Genomic DNA, 20,988 nt, shown 5'->3' on the forward strand with positions numbered 1-20,988 from the left:
TCAGACCTTGTCTTTTTCGGTCTCGGGCGTGATGTCCTTGGCCTCTTCGGAGGCATTTGCGATCTCGTCCTGGCCTTCGTTGATGCCCTTCTTGAACGAAGTGATGCCTTTGCCCACTTCACCCATCAGGCTGGAAATCTTGCCGCGGCCGAAAAGAACCAGCACCACAACGGCGATCAGCAGAAGGCCGGGAAGGCCGATATTGTTCAACATTTGATCTCTCCCAAAAAAGGTCGCGCCCGGTCCGGGCGGGTCAGTCACCTCTTGGTTTAGGCAATCAGACCGCATGACAGAAGCGCGAAAGCCCCGGCGCACGCCTTTCAGAGACCGAAGCGGGTGAAAAATTGCCCCTCGCCAAACTCAACTGACAGGTTTATGTCAGTTGCACCCTGTCAAAAGCGCACCAGACGCAAACGAAAGGACGAAAAATGCGCTTTACCACTCTTGCCACTGCTCTTGTTGCTCTTGCTGCTGCCGATACGGCACGTGCGGGGGGCGAAACACCCGTGGCTGAAATCGTGACCTTCCGCCTTGCAGAGGGCGCGGATCCCGCGGAATTCACATCAGCAGCTGATGCAATAACCCCTTTCCTCAAAAACACAGGTGCTGTCCTGTCGCGCACGCTGAGCGTGGATGAAACGGGTTTGTGGACAGACCATATCACCTGGACCTCCATGCAGGTTGCTAAAGACACCGCCGCTGATGTGATGGCCCTTCCCGAGGCTGGCCCGATGATGTCGCTGATCGATGCAGAGACCGTGATCATGCGCCACGCGCCGATCCGGTTTTCCATGAAAAAGGAGTAGCATGCGCCGCACCGACCGCCTATTTGACATCATCCAGATCCTGCGCGACGGCAAACTGCACCGCGCGCAGGACATTGCGGAGCGTCTTGAGGTCTCGGTGCGCACGATTTACCGCGATATGGACACGCTGGTGGCGTCCGGTGTGCCCGTCGAGGGCGAGCGCGGCGTAGGCTATATGATCACCGCCGCGATCACCCTGCCCCCGCTGAACCTCACGGTTGCCGAGCTGGAGGCGCTCAATCTGGGCATGGCCATCGTCGGAGAAGCCGCAGACCCGGACCTCAAGGCCGCCGCCCTCAGTCTGGCGGAAAAGGTCGACGCGGTTCTGCCCGAGCAGGTTGTGGCAGATGCGGATGCCTGGAAATTTGCGGTCTATCCTTTTGCCGATGCAGCACGGGGTTTTGCCCATATGCCCACGGTGCGGGCTGCAATCCGCGCCCGGCAGAAACTGCGCCTGACCTATACGTCCATCGGGGGCGCGGTCACGATGCGCACCGTGCGCCCCCTGCACATGGAATACTGGGGGCGGGTCTGGACACTGACCGTCTGGTGCGAGCTGCGCGAAGCCCACCGGGTGTTCCGCGTCGATCTCATTCAGACCGCGGAAGCGCTGCCGGAACTCTTTGTCGACGAGCCCGGCAAAACCCTTGCGGATTATGAGGCGTCAACCTCGACCCTGTAACCGGCACGCGGAAAGTGCACGGCAAGGTTTCCAGCCACGTCGTCGCGCCGCGCGATGGTGATGGTATCTGCATCAGCATAGGTCACGATGCCGGTCACGCCCTGCTCACCGCCATCAACATCCGGATGCACGATTACTCCGGTGCCGGGCCGGATGCCCTGCGGGTCCAGCTGGTCCATACCGGAGGGCTCCTGCGGCTCGCAGCCCGCAGCCACTTTGATCGCCTCTTCGGGCGTCATGGGCGAAACGGACCCGTGGCCGATGGCCGCGACGTTGCGTTCCCAGCGTTCCAGATGCGGGAATTCAGACAGGAATTCCGGCCCCTGCGCCCACCGGCCACGAATGAACCAGACAACATGATAGAACTGTGCATCAATTGCGGCGGCAGCCTCGCCCAGCAGATAGGCCCGCCCATCTGACAGCTGCTCATTCAGCCACCCCATCGGTGCGCGCATCTGTGCGGCCAGGTGGGGCAGCGCCGCGTTGGCTGCTTTGAGACCCGCAGCCCAGTCCGGCCCCAGATAGAGCCGCCCGCGGTCTGCTGCGAAATCAGCCGGCAGGTTTTCCCCAGCTGAACCCAGCACAATCTTCACCGCCAGATCGAATAGCGCGCCATCGGTCCAGCGGCTGGCCGCCCACATCATCGCGGCCTCGGACGTCGGGAAATAGGTCGGCTCCGGGAAACGGTTTTCCAGAGCGCGGATGATGCAGGCGCTGTCGCAAAAGATATCCGCCCCGATCTGCATCACCGGCGTGCGGCGGTATCCGCCCGTCAGCTGTGTCAGCATCGGCTTGGGGGCCAGACGCGGGATTTCCACATCGTGCCACGCGACACCCTTGATGCCAAACGCGATACGCGCCTTTTCGGCCACGGGCGACTGCGGGTAATTATGCAGGATGATGGCGCTCGAACTGTCGGTCATTGCGGGGTCCTTTCAGGACTTGTTTTTCAGGGTCCAGCCGGTCTGCGGCGGCAGGAAGGCTTCGACACTGGCCTGGGCCACCACAATGGGGTCCCCGGCGATTGTTTCAACGTTCAGCCCCCCATGGACCACCCGTACTTCTGCACGGCCCCGGGGCAGAAACGCCCGCAGCGCTTCGACATCCACGGCATCGGGGCCCTGCACACCGACCGTCACCTGCACGCGCATCTCGCTGTGCGGCAGATCAAGCACCCCGAAGAGCGGCAGCGACGAATGCCTGAAGGCGTCCTCAATCGCGCGGCGGGCGGCTTTTGTGTAATCCTGGCCATGCAGGTCGTTGCCCATGCCCATTTCAATGATCAGGCGCTGTTCAGCCATCGGTGCGCTCCATGTCAAAACCCACTGTCAGCGCCACATTGGCCATGATGGTCGGATTGCCCTCGCCTTCCGGCCTCGGTGCGTCCAGCCCGCCATGCTGAACCCGCACCTGCGCATCGCCATAGGGAAAGACGGCCATCACCTCGGAGACATCAACCTGATCCGGTTGCTGCACACCAATATCCACGATGATTTTCATGTCGGTTTTCTCAAACCCGAAAAGCTCCGCCAGGTTAATCGAATTGTGCCAGAGGGCGTCTTTGACGCCCCGCACCGCTGCCTGGGTGTAGTCGCCCCGCCGGAGCGAAGTCCCCATCCCGAATTCCACCAGAAGCCGCTGCATCAGACCCTCCTCAGGCTGCAAAAACGAAACATCGGTCACGCCGGATTGTCAGCCACATGACCGTATCCGGCTGTGGCAGAAACACATTGGGCACCGTCGCGCGGAGCACGGAGCCATCGTAATCCATGCGGAATTCGACCAGGCTCTCGTTGCCCATGAACCGTGCGCGCTGGACCACACCGCGGGCCGCCGTGCCATCGCTGGCCGTTGGCAGCGGTCCCGTCCCGTTGCGGTCAAAATCGATGCGCACATGCTGGGGCCGGAACACGATGTCTACGGCTGTGCCATCGGGCACACCCGGTGCCAGAAACCGGCCAAAAGGTGTCTGGGCCAACGCACCGGATACTTCGGCCCGCAGGACGTTCGCATCCGAGAAAAAGGCCACCGCCGCCCGGTCCACGGGCCGCGTATAGACGTTGTAGGGCGCGCCCTGCTGCACAATCCGGCCGTCCCGCATCAGGGCAATCTCGTCCGCCATGCGCATGGCCTCTTCGGGCTCGTGGGTCACCAGCAGCACCGCGGTGTCTTCTTCCTTGAGGATCGTCAGGGTCTCGTCCCGAATGCCATCCCGCAGACGGTTGTCGAGGCCGGAAAAGGGTTCGTCCATCAGCATGATGCGCGGCTTCGGCGCCAGCGCCCGGGCCAGCGCCACGCGCTGCTGCTCCCCGCCGGAAAGCTGGTGTGGAAACCCGTCAATGAAGCGCAGCAGATCCACGCGCTGCAACAGCGCCTCCACCCGTTCGCGTTTTTCCGCTTTGGAGCCCTGGCGCAGACCAAAGGCCACGTTGTCCGCTACGCTGAGATGCGGAAAAAGCGCAAAGTCCTGAAACATCAGCCCGATCTCGCGCCGTTCGGGCGGCACGCGGAAATTGGTGTCGCAGATCAGATTGCCGTCGACATAGATTTCGCCACTGTCCTGCATTTCGACCCCGGCAATCATGCGCAGGGTTGTGGATTTGCCGCAGCCTGACGGCCCAAGCAGACAGGTCACCTGCCCCGGCATGATTTTCAGCGAGACATCATCCACCACCGCGCGGCCCTCAAAGGCGCGGCGCAGGTTTCTGATCTCGAGCCTCGGGGCGGGCTGGGACAAGGGCGGGCTCCGGATATCCGACAGATTTACTCAGGCCCGGAGCTATCAGCCCTTCCGCGCGCCCGCAAGCACCGCGGCAAAACCAGTAACCAGAACTACAGCGCAGATGACGAACAACTGCTCGTATTTGTGCCCCTCCGGCAGGAGTGCCGCGACCCCCGGCCAGCTGCGTGCGAAATAGACGAAGGCACCGGCCAGCGCGGCACCATAGGCCACCAGGTAGGCCCAGAGCGCCACCGGTCTGCGCAGGACCAGACCCACGACGATCACCGGGCTCAGGAACATCGAGGCCGTGCCCGACACCGCAACCGCGTCAAAGAGCGTCGCATTGCCCCAGAGCGTGAGTGCCAGGCCGGCAACCATCACCAGCGCCATCACCAGTCGCCCGCCCGTCAGGCTGCGTGCCGCCAGACCCAGCTCCTCGACCGCCAGACGGGCCGAAGAGGCAAGCGCGGAATCAAGTGTGCTGAGCGCGGATACCAGCAGCGAAACCATGAGCAGCATGAACACCCAGGGCGGGAACATCACACCCCATGTGCCGATCAGTTCGCCCTCATATTCTGCACCCGCCAGACCTGCCTGAATGCCGAATACGCCGAAGGCAATGATGCAAAGCGTGGAAATCCAGAACGCATGCAGGAAAGACCGCCGCGTGGTCTCTGCGTCTGCCAGAAACCCACGGTCCATCATCACAGGATCATGCGCCGGATAAGAGAAAACCTGCAGGGCAGCAACGGCCAGCAGCACCCAGCCGTTCCAGCTGCCCGCCACACCGGGCGCCGTCAGTACCGCCATGGGCGAAAAGCCCGGCGTCAGCACCAGCGCCAGAAAGGCAATGACGAACGCCACCAGAAAGAGCACCATCTGGACCACATCCGTGCGCAGTGCCGCAGACAGCCCGCCCCAGGCGGAATAGGCCAGCCCCAGCAGGGACACAGTCACAATCGCAATGGTTCCGCCGCCCCCTGCAACCGCGTCAAAAATCAGACCGACCACCAGAAGATTGGCAAATACCTCCGACAGCAGCCGCAGACCGATCACCACGTTGTAGCAGCCCGCACCAATGCGCCCGAATTCATCGTTCAGCCAGTCCTGCACGGAACGCGCCCCGCGTCTGCGCAGATGCCCGACAATATACCCGCCCGTCAGAAAGGAACCGTAATAGGCCGCATAAGCAAGGGTGCCCGGCATGCCGTAGTAATACCCCAGAATAGCGGAATTCATCAGTGAACGCGCGAAAATCCAGGTGGTGACCTGGCTGAGCACCAGCACCCAGAGGCCCGGCGCTTCGCCGGTGTCACCACGACCACTGAAAAAACCCTCGGCCCCCACGCGCCGGGGGGCGGCGACGATGCTGAGAAGGATTATGCCCGCAAGAGACAGGATGAGGATGGTGGTTTGCATAAGTGGTATTCCGTTCCTGGTTTGCCCAGAGCTAGCGCGGCAGATGGCACCGCACCAGCCCGGCATCCATCTGCTGCCAGGAATGTGATCAGGCGGTGATCAGTCGGGTGCCGTGACCTCAAAGGACGCGGTTGCCCTGTCACGCCCGTTAACCTGCAGCGTCAGGTGATGCGTTCCGGGATAAAGCCGGAAGGTCGTGGCATTCCCCTTGAGATGATGCGACTTTTCCAGCTCCAGGGTCTTACCCGCACGCACAGCGCTCTGTTTCAGCTTGAAGACTTTTTCACCCGTTTTGCCGCCCGGACGGGCAAAGGTGAGCCGGTAATCCACGATCACCGGCAGATCGGTTTTCGCATCCAGCCGGCATGTGAACTTCAGATGCTCACCGATTGTCACCTCAGGCGTGTCCACGGATAGTTCAGCGGTCACAGGCACTTCCGGATCGTATCCCAGCAGCGCCATGGCCCCGCCGTGCCCGTTTTTGATGAGCGTGCGCAGCGCGTGCCGCGTCATCCACGCCATCTCTTTGTCGGGCTGACGACCGGCATCGCGCCAGGAGCCAAGACGGTCTGTTACCATCTCGGGCACGCTGCGGCTGAGGTCATTGAGATGGTTGGCCACGGACCGTGTCACGAAGCGTGTCGGGTCTCCGGCCAGTCTGTCCAGCAGCGGCAGGGTCTGCTCGGGGCTCAGCCCCACGGCTTTGGCCCAGGGCAGCCGCGGACGGGTGCCTTCGCTCACCAGCCGGCGCACGTGATAATTGTCATCCGTTGCCCAGGCCATAAGATCAGTGAGCGTTTCCTCGGGCCAGCGGACCAGAAAATCACGGATCCAGAACTCCATCGAAAAGCGTTGGGTCGCCTCATAGAGCACCCCCATCGCCATTTCACGGTGCTCCTCAAGCCCGTGGCGCGCCGCCAGAATGCCCGGCACCGCAAAGACAAACCGGCCAAAGTCGTCATCCTTCAGCGTCGGGTCGAGACGCGGCGCCATTGAGGCATGCAGCAAAGGCGCCATCTCCGGAAAGCCGGCAGGCAACTGCGCTTCGGCGCAATCGGCCAGCCAGTCCAGACGCGCCATCAGTTCGCGTTCGGGAAAACCGGCCAGCGCATCCTGCACAAACCGCGCCCGGTCGAAACCGGGCACGCCGCGCTTAAAATCATCGGCTACCAGCCCGACAGTTTCCGCGTTAAAGAGCTGATCCTTCAGCAGTTCGGGCATGGATCAGATGGTGGCGTTGGTGGCACCACCGTCCAGCAGCAGGTTCTGTCCGACGATGAACCCTGCATGCTGCGAACACAGGAACGCGCAGGTCGCGCCGAACTCCTGACGCGTGCCATAGCGGCCTGCGGGGATCGTAGCGGCACGGTTGGCGCGCGCCTCGTCGATCGAAATGCCCTGCGCTTTGACCACAGCACCATCCAGTGCATCGGCACGGTCGGTGGCGTGAATGCCGGGCAGCAGGTTGTTGATCGTCACGCCCGAGCCTGCGACCTGGCGGCTGGTGCCTGCCACATAACCGGTCAGTCCTGCGCGCGCCGAATTCGACAGCCCCAGCACGGGAATAGGCGCTTTGACCGACTGCGAGGTGATGTTGACCACCCTGCCCCAGCCACGCTCCATCATGCCGGGCACCAGCGCTTTGATCAGCGCCACCGGTGCCAGCATATTCGCGTCCAGCGCCTTGATGAAATCCTCGCGGTCCCAGTCATGCCACATGCCCGGCGGCGGACCGCCCGCATTGTTGACGAGAATATCCGCATCACCGGCCGCTTCCGTCAGCGCCGCCTGGCCTTCGGGTGTCGAAACATCAGCTGCAACGGTAGTGACATTCACACCGTATTCGGCGCGGATGGCCTCTGCTGCTGCGTCCAGCGCGTCAGCGCCACGCGCGTTCATCACCAGATCGACTCCTGCGGCCGCCAGTGCCTCTGCACATCCCAGACCCAGCCCTTTGGACGAGGCGCAGACAACCGCGCGTTTACCTTTGATTCCCAGATCCATGATGTACTCCCTGTTATGCGTCGGTTCTGACTAACACCTCTCCCGCCCCGGTGACCAGAGAAAGGCGACGGGGGCCATGGAGACGGATCCGTCCGGTTCGTCAGCGGGGTTTCGCCTCTCCTGGCGGCATCAGTGGTTGCTCTGACGCACAGAAACGTCCATGCAGGCGGCATTACCCGCAGAAAGGCCAGAAAGAATGATTGAACGGATTGATACCGGCGTACGCTCCTCGAAAATCGTGAAATACCAGGGCGTTGCCTATATCACAGGACAGGTGGGCGAAGGCGACACCATTCAGGAACAGACCACCGAATGCCTGCGTCGTCTGGACGAACTGCTGATCAATGCAGGGTCCTCGCGCAAAAAAATGCTGCGGGCAACGATCTGGCTTGCGGACATGAGCGACTTCGCCGGGCTGAATGAAGTCTGGAACGCCTGGGTGCCCGAGGGCCACGCACCTGCCCGCGCCTGTGGAGAGGCAAAACTTGCCCGTCCCGAGCTGAAGGTCGAAATTATCGTCGACGCGGCCTACGACTGATCCAAAAGAAAACGGCGGCCCCTGAAGGCCGCCGCTTCCGCTGCATATGTCTGTGTGATCAGGCTGCCTTGCGCCGACGCTTCATGGCGGCAAGACCCCCGAAAGCTGCCATCAGCATCCAGCCCGCGGCGGGCAGTGGTACGGCGCTGACCGACCCGACGACATCATCGATGCCAAAACCGTCACGTTCTGCAGCATCATTGAACAGATCGACGGTCACGTCAGAGACGCGGTCGCTGAAGAGCAACGTCACGAGATACAGGCTGCCGTTCGGCCCGCCCGTCGGTGCGCCGCCGATATCAGGCACGATCAGGGTGTCGCCTTCAACTTCGCCGCCAACGGCAATGTTGAATTCAAGGCTGCCCACATCGTCGGCGTCCATCAGCAGAAAACTGATCCGGTCAAACAACAGATCTGAAACCGCACCGGTGTTGATGCGGATGCCTCTGTTGTCGTTGCTGTCCAGGTACTGGCTGCCGCCGGCGGTTGTATTGAAACGGCCATACTGCGAACGGTCCCGGATCACGGCCTGATCTTTCGGCCCAACAACGGAGCTGCCGCCGGCACCTGTACCAAGATGCTCATAGGCAGCAAAGTCGCCGGTGAAATTGGTCGCCGTGCAATTATCCGCCGGGCAGGCTGTGAACCGTTCAAAATCGTCGCCACCGATGATGTTTTCCCCGGCAAACGCAGCCTGGGCCGCACGGGCCCCCGCCAGGTTCAGATCGCCGTCGCCGGTCGAGCCAAAGTATTCAATATCGATTGTTGTGAGCGTGGCTGCCTGAGCAGACATCGCCGAGATAGAAGCCGCTGCGACGAGCGCCAGAATATTTTTCATCGTACTTTAACCCATACAAACTCAGTAAAACACGTGCTCAGTTAGCACGCGGCTGCCGCCACGGTAAAGCCACACTCTGCCCCGATTCTGCCATTATTTGCCGCGAACGTCGGCTCCTGCTGATCAGTGCGGCGGCTGCTCAGGGATTGTCCACGGTCGGGCAACAGATGCCCCCGGACGGCGCCGGGAAACGGCCGACGGTGGAATCAGCTGATGCCCCAAGCACATGCTTGCAGCACCCGGGGGCTTAACCTATACGCAGCCCATGCTGGATAACGCCCGAAACCGCCCTGACCTGCCGCCCGAAATCGCGCGCCGACGCACCTTTGCGATCATCTCGCACCCGGACGCGGGCAAGACGACCCTGACCGAGAAATTCCTTCTCTTCGGGGGCGCGATCCAGATGGCGGGCCAGGTCCGCGCCAAAGGCGAAGCGCGGCGAACGCGCTCTGACTTTATGGCGATGGAAAAAGACCGCGGGATCTCGGTTTCGGCCTCCGCCATGTCGTTCGATTTCCGCGAGTTCCGGTTTAATCTGGTGGACACACCCGGCCACTCTGACTTCTCCGAAGACACGTACCGCACGCTCACCGCTGTGGATGCTGCTGTCATGGTGATTGACGGGGCAAAGGGCGTTGAAAGCCAGACGCAGAAGCTTTTTGAAGTCTGCCGGATGCGGGACCTGCCGATCCTGACCTTCTGTAACAAGATGGACCGGGAAAGCCGGGACGTTTTTGAAATTATTGATGAAATTCAGGAAAATCTGGCAATTGATGTCACCCCGGCAAGCTGGCCTATCGGTGTCGGCCGCGATTTCATCGGGTGTTATGACATCCTGCGGGACCGTCTGGAACTGATGGATCGGGCAGACCGGAACCGGGTGGCAGAATCCATCGAAATCAACGGGCTGGATGATCCTGCTCTGACGGAACACGTGCCCGCGGATTTGCTTGAAAAACTGCGCGAAGATCTGGAGATGGCGCGCGAACTGCTGCCACCGCTCGATATGGAAGCGATGCATGAAGGGTCGCTTACACCGATCTGGTTTGGTTCGGCGATCAACTCTTTCGGGGTCAAGGAACTGATGGACGGCATCGCCAACTATGGCCCGCAGCCGCAGATCCAGTCGGCAGAGCCCCGCCAGATTCTGCCCGAAGAACCCAAGGTTGCCGGCTTTGTTTTCAAAGTGCAGGCGAATATGGACCCCAAACACCGCGACAGGGTTGCTTTTGTGCGGCTGGCCTCCGGGCATTTCAGCCGCGGCATGAAACTGACCCACGTGCGCAGCAAAAAACCCATGGCCATCACCAACCCGGTGATGTTTCTGGCGTCCGACCGCGAACTGGCCGAAGAGGCCTGGGCCGGCGATATCATCGGCATCCCGAACCACGGACAGCTGCGTATCGGCGACACCCTGACCGAGGGCGAGGCGATCCGTGTGACCGGTATTCCGTCCTTTGCGCCGGAACTCCTTCAGGGCGTGCGCGCGGGCGATCCGATGAAAGCCAAACACCTGGAAAAAGCGCTGATGCAGTTCGCTGAGGAAGGTGCGGCGAAAGTCTTCAAGCCCTCTATCGGCTCAGGTTTCATCGTCGGCGTCGTCGGACAGCTGCAGTTTGAGGTGCTGGCGAGCCGGATCGAACTGGAATACGGGTTGCCGGTGCGTTTCGAGGGGTCACAGTTCACCTCCGCCCGCTGGGTCAACGGCGACAAACAGGCGGTCGATGCGTTTGCCGATAAAAACAAACAGCACATCGCCCATGATCATGATGGCGACGTCGTCTACCTGACACGTTTGCAGTGGGACATCGACCGCGTCGAGCGGGACTACCCCGATGTGCGTCTGACGGCGACCAAGGAAATGATGGTCTGAACAGACCTGCGCGCCCCGACCGGCCACAAAGACACAGTCGCCGGGCATTTTCCCCGCGCAACACCGGCAAGGGCCATCCTGTTTGACCCGGAAGGCAACACTTGTTATGGACGCGCAGCATGTCGCGGCACCGGCCGCACCTTCGGCCATTCGGGCTGGCATGTATGCTGCAGCGGGCCAGGATGTGTCCGCAAACATCGGACACATATGACAAAATTTACTGACCTGAATCTGAACCCCAAAGTCCTGAAAGCCATTGACGAGGCGGGATATGAATCCCCCACACCGATCCAGGCTGGTGCCATTCCGCCAGCGCTGGAAGGTAAGGACGTTCTGGGCATTGCACAGACCGGCACCGGCAAAACGGCGAGTTTTACCCTGCCGATGATCACCCTGCTGGCCCGTGGCCGCGCCCGCGCGCGCATGCCCCGCAGTCTGGTGCTCTGCCCCACGCGGGAGCTCGCAGCCCAGGTGGCCGAGAACTTTGACACCTACACCAAACACCTGAAGCTGACCAAAGCGCTGCTCATTGGTGGCGTATCCTTCAAGGAACAGGACAAGCTCATCGACAAGGGTGTGGACGTGCTGATTGCCACGCCCGGCCGTCTGCTGGACCACTTTGAACGCGGCAAACTGCTGCTGACGGGTGTGCAGATCATGGTGGTGGACGAGGCAGACCGGATGCTCGACATGGGCTTTATCCCGGACATCGAACGCATCTTCAGCCTGACGCCCTTCACCCGCCAGACCCTGTTCTTTTCGGCCACCATGGCGCCGGAGATCGAGCGGATCACCAACACCTTCCTTTCTGCGCCTGAGCGGATCGAAGTTGCCCGCCAGGCCACCACCAGCGAGACCATTGAACAGGGCGTTCTGATGTTCAAAGCGTCCCGGCGGGACCGCGAAGGGACCGAAAAGCGCAGAGTGCTGCGTGCGCTGATCGATGCCGAGGGCGAAAAGTGCACCAATGCGATCATCTTCTGCAACCGGAAAACGGATGTGGATATCGTCGCCAAGTCACTGAAAAAATACAAATATGACGCCGCACCGATCCACGGCGACCTGGACCAGAGCCAGCGGACCAAAACGCTTGACGGCTTCCGGGACGGCACACTGCGGTTCCTTGTGGCCTCTGACGTGGCCGCCCGCGGTCTTGATGTTCCATCGGTCAGCCACGTGTTCAATTTTGACGTGCCGGGCCATGCCGAAGACTATGTGCACCGCATTGGCCGGACGGGTCGTGCCGGACGCGATGGTAAAGCCATCATGATCTGCGTGCCGCGTGACGAAAAGAACCTCACCGACATTGAAAACCTGGTGCAGCGCGAGATACCGCGTCTCGACAACCCGCTGGGTGGCGGCAAACCTGCCGAGGAACCGTCGGAGAAGGCTGAAAAGTCAGACGAAAAGCCAAAGCGCAGCAGATCGCGCAGCCGGCGCAAGGACAAAGACGAGGCGGAAACACCTGCGGCGGACACCGCGCCCGCTGAAACCGTGTCCGGGACGGAAAAAGCACCCGCTGAGGCAAAAGCGGATAATGACACCAAACGGGACACCGAAGAGCCGCGCAAACGCAGCCGTGGTGGACGTGGCCGCGGACGCCGTGGAAATGACGGTGATGATCGCGGCGGCAACACCGTGGTCGGTCTCGGCGATCACACCCCGGAATTCATCGGACTGAGTTTCAAAGAGCGCCGCTGAGCGCCGGAACCCCAAAAACAAAAAGCCCCCTGCACATCCGCAGGGGGCTTTTTTTGCGCCGGGTGTCAGCTCAGACGACTGACAACCACAGTGACTTCGGGCTTCTTGCCAACCTCTTCCTGAGCGGAATTGCGCACCACACGGCGCAGCCCCTCGTTCAGCTTGTCATCGTCGCGCCAGGTCTTTTTGCCAGCCCTGCCGATCCACTGGCTGAGATCTTCCTCCAGCACATCCACCAGCGCCGCTCGGCTGCGCCCGGTCTCCGGCAGCCCCATGACCTCGCACCAGGGCTCGCCAAGCGGCTCGTCCCCGTCGTCCATGATCAGAGTCACCAGCACATGACCATTCAGCGCCATGCGGATACGGTCCCGCACCACACCATCCAGCGCGCCGATCTGCACAGATCCATCCAGATAGGTGCGCCCCGTTTCAACATATTCCGCGACCGTGGGCTGGTTGCCTGACAGATCGATCATCATGCCATTGACGGCCAGCACACCGGTCATGCCCTTGCTGTTGGCGATCTTCACGTGCTCGCGCAGATGGCGGTGTTCGCCGTGCATCGGGATCAGCACCTGCGGCTTGACGATGGCGGACAGTTTTTCGAGGTCGGGCCGGTTCGCGTGGCCCGAAACATGGTAAAGCCCCGTGCTGTCGTCCACCACATCCACGCCCTGTTCCGAGAACTGGTTGATAATGCGGATCACACCCTTTTCATTGCCCGGAATGGTTTTAGAGGAGAACAGAAACAGATCCCCCTCCTGCATCGTCATGCCCTGATACTTGCCGCGCGCCAGCTGAGCCGAGGCCGCGCGGCGTTCCCCTTGGCTGCCGGTGACCAGCAGCATCAGATTTTCGCGCGGAATGCTCTGCGCATCCTCCGGGCTGACCACTTTGGGGAAGTCCGAAAGAACGCCTGTCTCGATAGCAGCCTCGATCATCCGGCGCATCGCCCGTCCCATCAGAACGATAGAGCGCCCTGCCCGCTCGCCGGCATCCGCCAGTGTTTTGACCCGCGCCACGTTCGAGGCAAAGGTCGTCGCCACAACCATGCCTCTGGCTGATTGCACCAGCTTGGTGATCTCAGGGCCAACCGAGGCCTCAGACCGCCCCGGGTTGGGTGAAAACACATTGGTGCTGTCCACGATCAGCGCTTTGACGCCATCCTTGCTGACCTCTGCCCAGAGATCCGGGTCGAAAGGTTCGCCCACCAAAGGCGTCTCATCCAGCTTGAAATCACCCGAGTGGATCACACGGCCTTCGGGCGTATCAATCACCATGGAAGAGCTTTCCGGGATGGAATGCGAGATCGGCAGGAAACTGACTTTGAACGGTCCCGCACTGATCACCTCAGGCCAGGGGGATACGGTGCGCACAGAGTCTTCGGGGTGCCCGTGCTCCGTCATTTTGCGCCGCGCGATGTTCGCCGTAAAGGCGCGGGCGTAAACCGGTGCCTGCAGCTGGGTCCATGTATGTGCCACAGCGCCAACGTGATCCTCATGCGCATGGGTGATGAACACCGCCTCGATCTGATGGCGCCGTTCCGCCAGCCAGGAGATGTCCGGCAGGATCAGATCCACACCGGGGCTGCTGTCCATGTCGGGAAAGGCGACGCCAAGGTCCACCACGATCAGCCGCTCTTTGCCAGGCTCCCCATAGCCGTAAACATAGGCGTTCATGCCAATTTCGCCCGCCCCGCCGAGGGGCAGATAAATAAGTCGTTCTTTGCTCATAAAATTAAGCGTTATCCTTGTTGTATTGATGTATCACGGTCAGCCCGTGAATGGTCAGATCGTCCTCAAAAGCGTCAAACAGCGCTTCGGACTGCTGGAAAAGGGGTGCCAGCCCACCCGTTGATATCACGCGCATCTCGCGGGCGCGTTCCGCCTTGATCCGGGCACATATCTCACGCACCAGACCGATGTAACCCCAGAAAACGCCTGACTGCATGCAGGCCACTGTGTTTGTACCTATCACCGCCTGTGGTCGCGATATGTCAACATGCGGAAGAGCCGCGGCCGCCTGGTGCAGGGCCTCCAGGCTCAGGTTGACCCCCGGCGAGATCACCCCGCCGATATAGGCACCATCGGTGTCGACCACATCGAAGGTGGTCGCCGTGCCGAAATCGACCATGATCAGGTCGCCACCATAAAGGTTGTGCCCGGCCACGGTATTGACCAGCCGGTCCGGCCCCACGGCCGTACCCTCATCCACCCGTACATCCACAGGCAGCAGGCAATCCGGTTTGCCCACCACCAGCGGCCTCGTGTTGAAATACCGGTCCGCCAGAACCCGCAGGTTGAACACAACCCTCGGCACCGTCGACGACACAATCATATCGGTGATCTGCACATCCAGGTTCTGCAGCCGCATCAGCGTGCTGAGCCAGACGTAGTACTGATCCGCCGTGCGCTGCCACTCGGTCGAGGTGCGCCAGGACGCCAGAAATTCCTCTCCGTCCCAGATCGCAAAGACTGTGTTGGTGTTCCCGCAATCAACCGCCAGAAGCATGGTGCGGTCCCCCGTCTGTTTCAGAAAAATACTTCCGCCGCCGCAATCCGGCGCAATCCTGTGTGCGTGCGTAGCATCAGGTGACCCTCCGCGTCCACATCCTCAAAGGTACCGGTCAGGCTCTCCCGCCCGGTCCGCGCGGTGATGACCTCTCCCAGACGCGCTGCGTGGACCAGCCAGGCGGCACGGATGGGCGCGAAGCCGAACTGACGGAACTGCGCCTCCAGCACCGCGTAAGCCTCTGCCAGATGGCACAGGAAATCTTCCGCTCCGATGACGGTTCCCGTCACCTCCGAAAGCGCCACAGGTGTCACCGCACCAGCTTCCACATCGCCGGGCGCAGGAGCTGCCGCCAGATTGACACCAACGCCGATACACAACCCGCTCTGCTGCGTGCCCTGTCCGCTGCTCTCCAGCAGAATGCCGGCCACCTTGCCGCCCTGCAGCAACACATCATTCGGCCATTTCAGCTGAAAGAAATCCCCCCGACCGGTCACCGCCGTAAAGGCCTCAAAGAGCGCCAGTGACATCACAAAAGACCGCAGAGCCGCCACGCCCGGCGGTTCTTGCGTCTGCAGCACAAGCGTGGCCGCAAAATTCCCGGGGGGCATCGCCCAGGGCCTGCCCCGCCGGCCACGGGCCGCAGTCTGATGATGCGCAAGAACCCAGAACGGTGCGGGCTGCTCTCTGGCCAGCTGCCGCGCCGCATCAAGTGTCGATCCCGTCTCCGACAGGATCACCCGGCCATATCCGGCAGGCCAGCGGTTCACGACTTCTTCTGGCAGGAAATATCCCCCCCGGAGGGCCGGTCAGCCACGCGCGCCCCCGGTCAGTTCACAAGCGTCGCCGCTGCCGCTGCCGCTGCAGATTCAACACCGAACATATTGGCAATACCCAGCACCATGATGGCCGCTGACGCCAGCAACAGACCCGCCAGAATGGGAGCACCGCCCTTGTCGAGGCCCTCTTCGCTGTCGTCCCCGAAATACATAAAGAAAACGATCCGCAGATAATAAAAGGCACCGATCACCGAGGCCACAACGCCCGCAATGGCAAGCCAGGCAAGATCAGCCTCATAGGCCGCGCGCAGAACATAAAACTTGCCAAAGAACCCCAGCATCGGCGGCACGCCAGCGAGGCTGAACAGCAGGATCAGCATGGCCAGCGCCTTACCCGGTTCGCGCTTTGCATACATGTTCAGCGCCGAGATATCCGTGACGGGCTGGCCGTCTTTCTGCATCATCAGAATGAACGCAAAGGTGCCGACATTCATAGTGACGTAGATCGCCATATAGATCAGCATCGCTTGGACACCCAGCACAGTCCCCGCTGCGAGCCCCATCAGCGCATAGCCCATATGGGCAATGGACGAAAACGCCATCAGGCGTTTGATGTTGGTCTGCCCGATCGCCGCCACGGCTCCGAGGAACATCGACAGCACCGACAGCAGCGCCACGATCTGGCTCCAGTCGTTGACCGCATTGCCGAACGCATCGTGCAGAACACGCGCAAAGAGCGCCATCGCTGCAACCTTGGGTGCTGTGGCGAAGAAGGCAGTGACCGGCGTCGGTGAGCCTTCATAAACGTCCGGCGTCCACATATGGAACGGCACGGCGGAAACTTTGAACGCCATGCCCGCCATCAGGAACACGAGGCCAAAGAGCAGCCCCAAGGATACCTCGCCCGCCTGAGCGGTCTGGATGATGCCGGAAAAGAGCGTTGTGCCAGCATAGCCATAGACCAGCGACGCACCATACAGCAGCAGGCCGGAGCTGAGCGCGCCCAGCACGAAATACTTCAGGCCCGCTTCGGTGGACTTCACGCTTTCACGCCGCAGCGAGGCCACGACATAGAGCGCCAGCGACTGCAGCTCGAGCCCCATGTAAAGCGCCATCAGATCATTGGCCGACACCATGACCATCATGCCCACAGCGCTCAGCGCCACCAGCAGCGGATATTCAAAACGCAGCAGGTCGCGCGACTTCATGTAGCCTTCGGACATTACCAGCACGGCCGCTGCCGACAGCAGGATCGTGACTTTGGCAAAACGCGCAAACCCGTCGATCATGAGCATGCCGTTGAAGGCGGATTTTGCACCTTCCCCGTTGATGCCGATCCACGCGGCCAGGGCAATCATCACACCCGCCGTCATCCAGACCAGTGTCGATGCCAGCCCGTCCTTTGAGGTGTAGACCGCCACCAGAAGCATCACCATCGCATAGACGGAGAGCAGTATCTCGGGCAGGACCAGTGTCAGATCAGCAGAAGTCATTGCTTCACCCTTCAGTTCGACGCGAGCTGGGAGGCGGCCTCTGCCGCGGCCAGCGCCGTATCATAGTTTGAAACCAGGTTGGCCACAGCAGGCCCGGTAATATCGAGCACCAGCCCCGGGTAAACCCCCAGCAGCAGCGTCATCACCACCAGCGGCGCAAAGATCCAGCGCTCGCGCGGCGTCATATCCGTAATCGACCGCAGGCTCTCTTTGATCAGATCGCCCATGACCACCCGGCGGTAAAGCCACAGCGCATAGGCCGCCGAGAAGATCACTCCTGTGGTCGCCACCACGGCCACCCATGTGTTGACCTGGAAGACCGCCATCAGCGTCAGGAATTCACCCACAAAACCGGAGGTGCCCGGCAGCCCCACATTAGCCATCGTAAAGAGCATGAAGATCAGCGCATAGGCCGGCATCCGGTTCACCAGCCCGCCATAGGCGTCGATATCGCGGGTGTGCATCCGGTCATAGATCACGCCCACGCACAGGAAGAGCGCGCCCGAAATAAAGCCGTGGCTGATCATCTGGAAAATCGCGCCATCCAGCCCCTGCTGGTTTGCGGCGAAAATACCCATGGTCACAAAGCCCATATGCGCGACGGATGAATAAGCGATGAGCTTCTTCATGTCTTCCTGTACCAGCGCCACCAGCGACGTATAGACAATCGCAATAGCCGACATCCACAGCACCAGCGGGGTCAGCACCTCTGCGCCCACAGGGAACATCGGGAGCGAGAACCGGATGAAACCGTAGCCGCCCATTTTAAGCAGAATGGCCGCCAGAACAACGGAACCGGCCGTCGGCGCCTGAACGTGTGCATCCGGCAGCCAGGTGTGCACCGGCCACATCGGCATCTTGACCGCAAAGCTCGCAAAGAACGCGAGGAACAGCAGGGTCTGCAGACCACCGATCACCTGAATTCCCAGCACCGAGAAGGTCTCGAAGGCAAATTCGTGGTTCAGCAATACCTCAATGTCTGTGGTGCCCGCATCCGCGAACATACCGACCATCGCCACCAGCATCAGCACGGAGCCGAGGAAGGTATAAAGGAAGAACTTGAAGCTCGCGTAGATGCGGTTCGCCCCGCCCCAGATGCCGATGATCAGGAACATCGGAATGAGACCCGCCTCAAAGAAGAGATAGAAGAGCACCAGATCCAGCGCCATGAAGACGCCGAGCATAAGTGTTTCCAGCAGCAGGAAGGCGATCATGTATTCCTTGACGCGCGTGGTCACATTCCAGGACGCCGCAATCACCAGCGGCATCATGAAGGTCGTCAGCATCACGAAAAGAACGCTGATCCCGTCGACGCCCATCTTGTACTGCAGCCCCAGCAGCCAGTCGCGCTCTTCGACAAACTGGAAGCCGGTATCGTTCGGGTCGAACTGCGCCAGAATGAAGAGCGACACAAGGAAGGTCGCGACCGTTGCCGCCATCGCCAGCCACCGCGCATTGCGGTTGGCATATTCATCGTCCCCGCGCAGCCAGACCGCCATGATGAGCGCACCCAGCGCAGGAATGAAGGTGACCATAGACAGAAGGTTATCCATCACTCAACTCCCCCGCTGAGCGTCATCCATGTGACCAGCACCGCAATGCCGACGACCATGGCGAATGCATAGGTAAAGATGTAGCCGGACTGCGCGCGGCCTGCGAGACGGGTGAAGAAGGGGATGATCCCCATCGCCACACCGTTCAGGCTGCCGTCGATGACATTGCCGTCGCCGCGCTTCCAGAAGAAACTGCCGATCCATTTGGCGGGCCCGACAAAGATAACGTCATAGAGCTCGTCAAAATACCATTTGTTCTTGAGGAACAGGTAGAGCGGACGCTGGTTTTCCGCCAGCCGTCCTGGCAGGCTCGGGTTGGCGATGTAGAACCAGTACGCCACGACAAAACCCAGCACCATCGAGATGAACGGCGAGAGCTTCACCCATGTGGGCACATAATGCGCCTCATGCAGCACGGTGTTTTCGGGCGCGATATAGATGCCCGCTTCACCGGGCGCATCCGCCATCACGTATTTCAGCTCAGATGCTTTCGGGCTGCGCTCTGCCACGGCTTTTTTCAGTTCCTCGGCAGGCGCCTCATAGTGGCCACCAAAGAACTTGATGATCTCGTTCTGCTTCCCGAAGAAGCTCGAATACCAGATCGCACCGGCAAAGATGGACCCCATCGCCAGAACGCCCAGCGGGATCAGCATCACCATCGGGCTTTCATGCGCATGTTCATGCGTGTGCTTGTCGCCGCGCGGCTTACCCCAGAAGGTCAGGAACATCAGCCGCCAGGAATAAAAGCTGGTGAACAGCGCCGCGATCACCAGTGACCAGAAAGCAAATCCATTGCCGGCAGCAAAGGCGCTTTCGATCACCGCATCCTTGGAGGCAAAGCCGGCAAAGCCGATCCAGCCGGTGAGCGGAATACCGACACCGGTAATGGCAAGCGTCCCGATCAGCATCGCCCAGAAGGTATAGGGGATCTTTTTACGCAGACCGCCGTAGTTCATCATGTCCTGCTCGTGGTGCATCGCATGAATGACTGAGCCTGCACCCAGGAAAAGCATCGCCTTGAAGAATGCGTGGGTGAAGAGGTGGAACATCGCCACCGGGTAGGCGCCAACGCCCGCTGCCACGAACATATAGCCCAGCTGTGAACAGGTCGAGTAGGCGATCACACGCTTGATGTCGGTCTGTACCAGCCCCACGGTCGCGGCAAAAAACGCTGTCGCAGCGCCCAGCACGGTGACAAACGACATAGCTTCGGGTGCAAATTCCATAATCGGCGACATACGACAGACGAGGAAAACGCCCGCTGTCACCATCGTCGCCGCGTGGATCAGCGCCGAGACAGGTGTCGGACCTTCCATGGCGTCCGGCAGCCAGGTGTGCAGGATAAGCTGTGCCGATTTGCCCATGGCGCCGACAAAGAGGAGGAAGGCCACAAGGTTCGCGGCATTCCACTCAGCCCACAGGAAGGTCAGCTGTGTTTCTGCCAGATCAGGTGCCGCTGCAAAAACGTCCGAAAAGTTGATGCTGTCGGTCAGGAAGAAGAGCGCAAAGATCCCCAGCGCAAAGCCGAAATCACCCACACGGTTGACCACAAAGGCCTTGATCGCGGCGGCATTGGCAGAAGGTTTGCGATAGTAAAACCCGATCAGCAGGTAGGAGGCAACGCCCACGCCTTCCCAGCCGAAGAACATCTGCACAAGGTTGTCCGCTGTCACCAGCATCAGCATCGCGAAGGTGAAGAACGACAGATAGGCAAAGAAACGCGGCTTGTAGCTCTCGCCCTCTTTCCACTGCGGATCATGATCCATGTAGCCAAAGGAATAGAGATGCACGAGGCTGGAGACTGTGGTGATCACGATCAGCATGATTGCCGTCAGGCGGTCCAGCCGGATCGCCCAGTCCGTGCTGAGCGTACCGCTTTCGATAAAGCGCAGGATCGGGATCTGTTGGGTCACCCCGTCAAAGGTCAGGAAAACAACCCAGCTGAGGAAGGCCGACAGAAACAGCAGTGACGTGGCAGTCCACATCGCGGCTTTCTCACCGATGATTTTCCAGCCGAAACCGCAGAGGATCGCGCCAACCAGCGGAGCAAAAAGGATGATGGTTTCCAT

General features: G+C 60.8%; 20 protein-coding genes. 5 read left to right on the plus strand and 15 right to left on the minus strand.

The window, feature by feature from the left end; translation table 11 throughout:
* The gene (gene tatA / locus AB4K19_RS09005) at positions 1-213 is read right to left on the minus strand and encodes a twin-arginine translocase TatA/TatE family subunit (RefSeq protein WP_375228064.1); all 213 of its coding nucleotides are present in this window, start codon (positions 211-213) and stop codon (positions 1-3) included.
* 215 nt (positions 214-428) lie between these two features.
* Between tatA and AB4K19_RS09010 the strand changes: the two genes are divergently transcribed.
* Together AB4K19_RS09010 and AB4K19_RS09015 are read left to right on the plus strand one after the other, a co-directional pair.
* Positions 429-806, plus strand: a complete 378-nt coding sequence (locus AB4K19_RS09010; RefSeq protein ID WP_375228065.1) for a hypothetical protein — start codon at positions 429-431, stop codon at positions 804-806.
* 1 nt (position 807) lies between these two features.
* Positions 808-1,488 carry a helix-turn-helix transcriptional regulator gene (locus tag AB4K19_RS09015; protein WP_436399477.1) on the plus strand — a complete coding sequence of 227 codons (681 nt, stop codon included), beginning with the start codon at positions 808-810 and terminating at the stop codon, positions 1,486-1,488.
* Here AB4K19_RS09015 and AB4K19_RS09020 read toward each other — a convergent pair.
* From AB4K19_RS09020 to AB4K19_RS09050, 7 genes are all read right to left on the minus strand, one after another.
* A complete protein-coding gene (locus AB4K19_RS09020; protein WP_375228066.1) occupies positions 1,461-2,411 on the minus strand; it encodes a glutathione S-transferase family protein in 951 nt (316 codons plus the stop codon). The two genes, AB4K19_RS09015 and AB4K19_RS09020, sit on opposite strands and share 28 nt — an antisense overlap.
* 12 nt (positions 2,412-2,423) lie before the next feature.
* Positions 2,424-2,789, minus strand: coding sequence for a Lin0512 family protein (locus tag AB4K19_RS09025; protein WP_375228067.1), 366 nt, complete (start codon positions 2,787-2,789; stop codon positions 2,424-2,426).
* The gene (locus tag AB4K19_RS09030; RefSeq protein WP_375228068.1) at positions 2,782-3,132 is read right to left on the minus strand and encodes a Lin0512 family protein; all 351 of its coding nucleotides are present in this window, start codon (positions 3,130-3,132) and stop codon (positions 2,782-2,784) included. The genes AB4K19_RS09025 and AB4K19_RS09030 overlap by 8 nt, the downstream gene beginning before the upstream one ends.
* 10 nt (positions 3,133-3,142) lie before the next feature.
* Positions 3,143-4,225 carry an ABC transporter ATP-binding protein gene (locus tag AB4K19_RS09035; RefSeq protein WP_375228069.1) on the minus strand — a complete coding sequence of 361 codons (1,083 nt, stop codon included), beginning with the start codon at positions 4,223-4,225 and terminating at the stop codon, positions 3,143-3,145.
* A gap of 45 nt (positions 4,226-4,270) precedes the next feature.
* Positions 4,271-5,629: a sodium:proline symporter gene (locus tag AB4K19_RS09040; RefSeq protein ID WP_375228070.1), complete on the minus strand. Its 1,359-nt coding sequence runs from the start codon at positions 5,627-5,629 to the stop codon at positions 4,271-4,273.
* A 99-nt stretch (positions 5,630-5,728) separates the two neighbouring features.
* Positions 5,729-6,850, minus strand: a complete 1,122-nt coding sequence (locus tag AB4K19_RS09045; RefSeq protein WP_375228071.1) for a DNA alkylation repair protein — start codon at positions 6,848-6,850, stop codon at positions 5,729-5,731.
* Positions 6,851-6,853: 3 nt separating this feature from the next.
* On the minus strand, positions 6,854-7,633 hold the full coding sequence (locus tag AB4K19_RS09050; RefSeq protein ID WP_375228072.1) for an SDR family oxidoreductase: 780 nt from the start codon (positions 7,631-7,633) through the stop codon (positions 6,854-6,856).
* A gap of 196 nt (positions 7,634-7,829) precedes the next feature.
* On the opposite strand from AB4K19_RS09050, the gene AB4K19_RS09055 reads away from it, so the two are divergent.
* The gene (locus AB4K19_RS09055; protein WP_375228073.1) at positions 7,830-8,171 is read left to right on the plus strand and encodes a RidA family protein; all 342 of its coding nucleotides are present in this window, start codon (positions 7,830-7,832) and stop codon (positions 8,169-8,171) included.
* A gap of 58 nt (positions 8,172-8,229) precedes the next feature.
* Here AB4K19_RS09055 and AB4K19_RS09060 read toward each other — a convergent pair whose 3' ends face one another.
* Positions 8,230-9,009 (minus strand): VPLPA-CTERM sorting domain-containing protein, encoded by a 780-nt coding sequence (locus tag AB4K19_RS09060; RefSeq protein WP_375228074.1) that lies wholly within the window; start codon positions 9,007-9,009, stop codon positions 8,230-8,232.
* A 265-nt stretch (positions 9,010-9,274) separates the two neighbouring features.
* Between AB4K19_RS09060 and AB4K19_RS09065 the strand changes: the two genes are divergently transcribed.
* Positions 9,275-10,882 carry a peptide chain release factor 3 gene (locus AB4K19_RS09065; protein WP_375228075.1) on the plus strand — a complete coding sequence of 536 codons (1,608 nt, stop codon included), beginning with the start codon at positions 9,275-9,277 and terminating at the stop codon, positions 10,880-10,882.
* 207 nt (positions 10,883-11,089) lie between these two features.
* Positions 11,090-12,583 carry a DEAD/DEAH box helicase gene (locus AB4K19_RS09070; RefSeq protein ID WP_375228076.1) on the plus strand — a complete coding sequence of 498 codons (1,494 nt, stop codon included), beginning with the start codon at positions 11,090-11,092 and terminating at the stop codon, positions 12,581-12,583.
* Positions 12,584-12,648: 65 nt separating this feature from the next.
* On the opposite strand, the gene AB4K19_RS09075 is transcribed toward AB4K19_RS09070, so the two are convergent.
* The 6 genes from AB4K19_RS09075 to nuoL are packed head-to-tail and all read right to left on the minus strand — an operon-like array spanning position 12,649 to position 20,988.
* Positions 12,649-14,316 (minus strand): ribonuclease J, encoded by a 1,668-nt coding sequence (locus AB4K19_RS09075; RefSeq protein WP_375228077.1) that lies wholly within the window; start codon positions 14,314-14,316, stop codon positions 12,649-12,651.
* Positions 14,317-14,320: 4 nt separating this feature from the next.
* A complete protein-coding gene (locus AB4K19_RS09080) occupies positions 14,321-15,094 on the minus strand; it encodes a type III pantothenate kinase (RefSeq protein ID WP_375228078.1) in 774 nt (257 codons plus the stop codon).
* Positions 15,095-15,114: 20 nt separating this feature from the next.
* Entirely contained in the window at positions 15,115-15,864 is a 750-nt protein-coding gene (locus AB4K19_RS09085) for a biotin--[acetyl-CoA-carboxylase] ligase (protein ID WP_436399478.1), read from the minus strand.
* Between the two features lie 59 nt (positions 15,865-15,923).
* Entirely contained in the window at positions 15,924-17,366 is a 1,443-nt protein-coding gene (gene nuoN, locus AB4K19_RS09090; protein ID WP_375228079.1) for an NADH-quinone oxidoreductase subunit NuoN, read from the minus strand.
* Between the two features lie 11 nt (positions 17,367-17,377).
* On the minus strand, positions 17,378-18,919 hold the full coding sequence (locus AB4K19_RS09095; RefSeq protein ID WP_436399479.1) for an NADH-quinone oxidoreductase subunit M: 1,542 nt from the start codon (positions 18,917-18,919) through the stop codon (positions 17,378-17,380).
* Complete coding sequence (nuoL, locus tag AB4K19_RS09100; RefSeq protein ID WP_375228080.1) at positions 18,919-20,988, minus strand: NADH-quinone oxidoreductase subunit L; 2,070 nt, start codon at positions 20,986-20,988, stop codon at positions 18,919-18,921. Before nuoL ends, AB4K19_RS09095 begins: the two co-directional genes overlap by 1 nt.

The organism is Roseobacter phycocola (assembly GCF_042055075.2).
GTDB lineage: Bacteria > Pseudomonadota > Alphaproteobacteria > Rhodobacterales > Rhodobacteraceae > Roseobacter.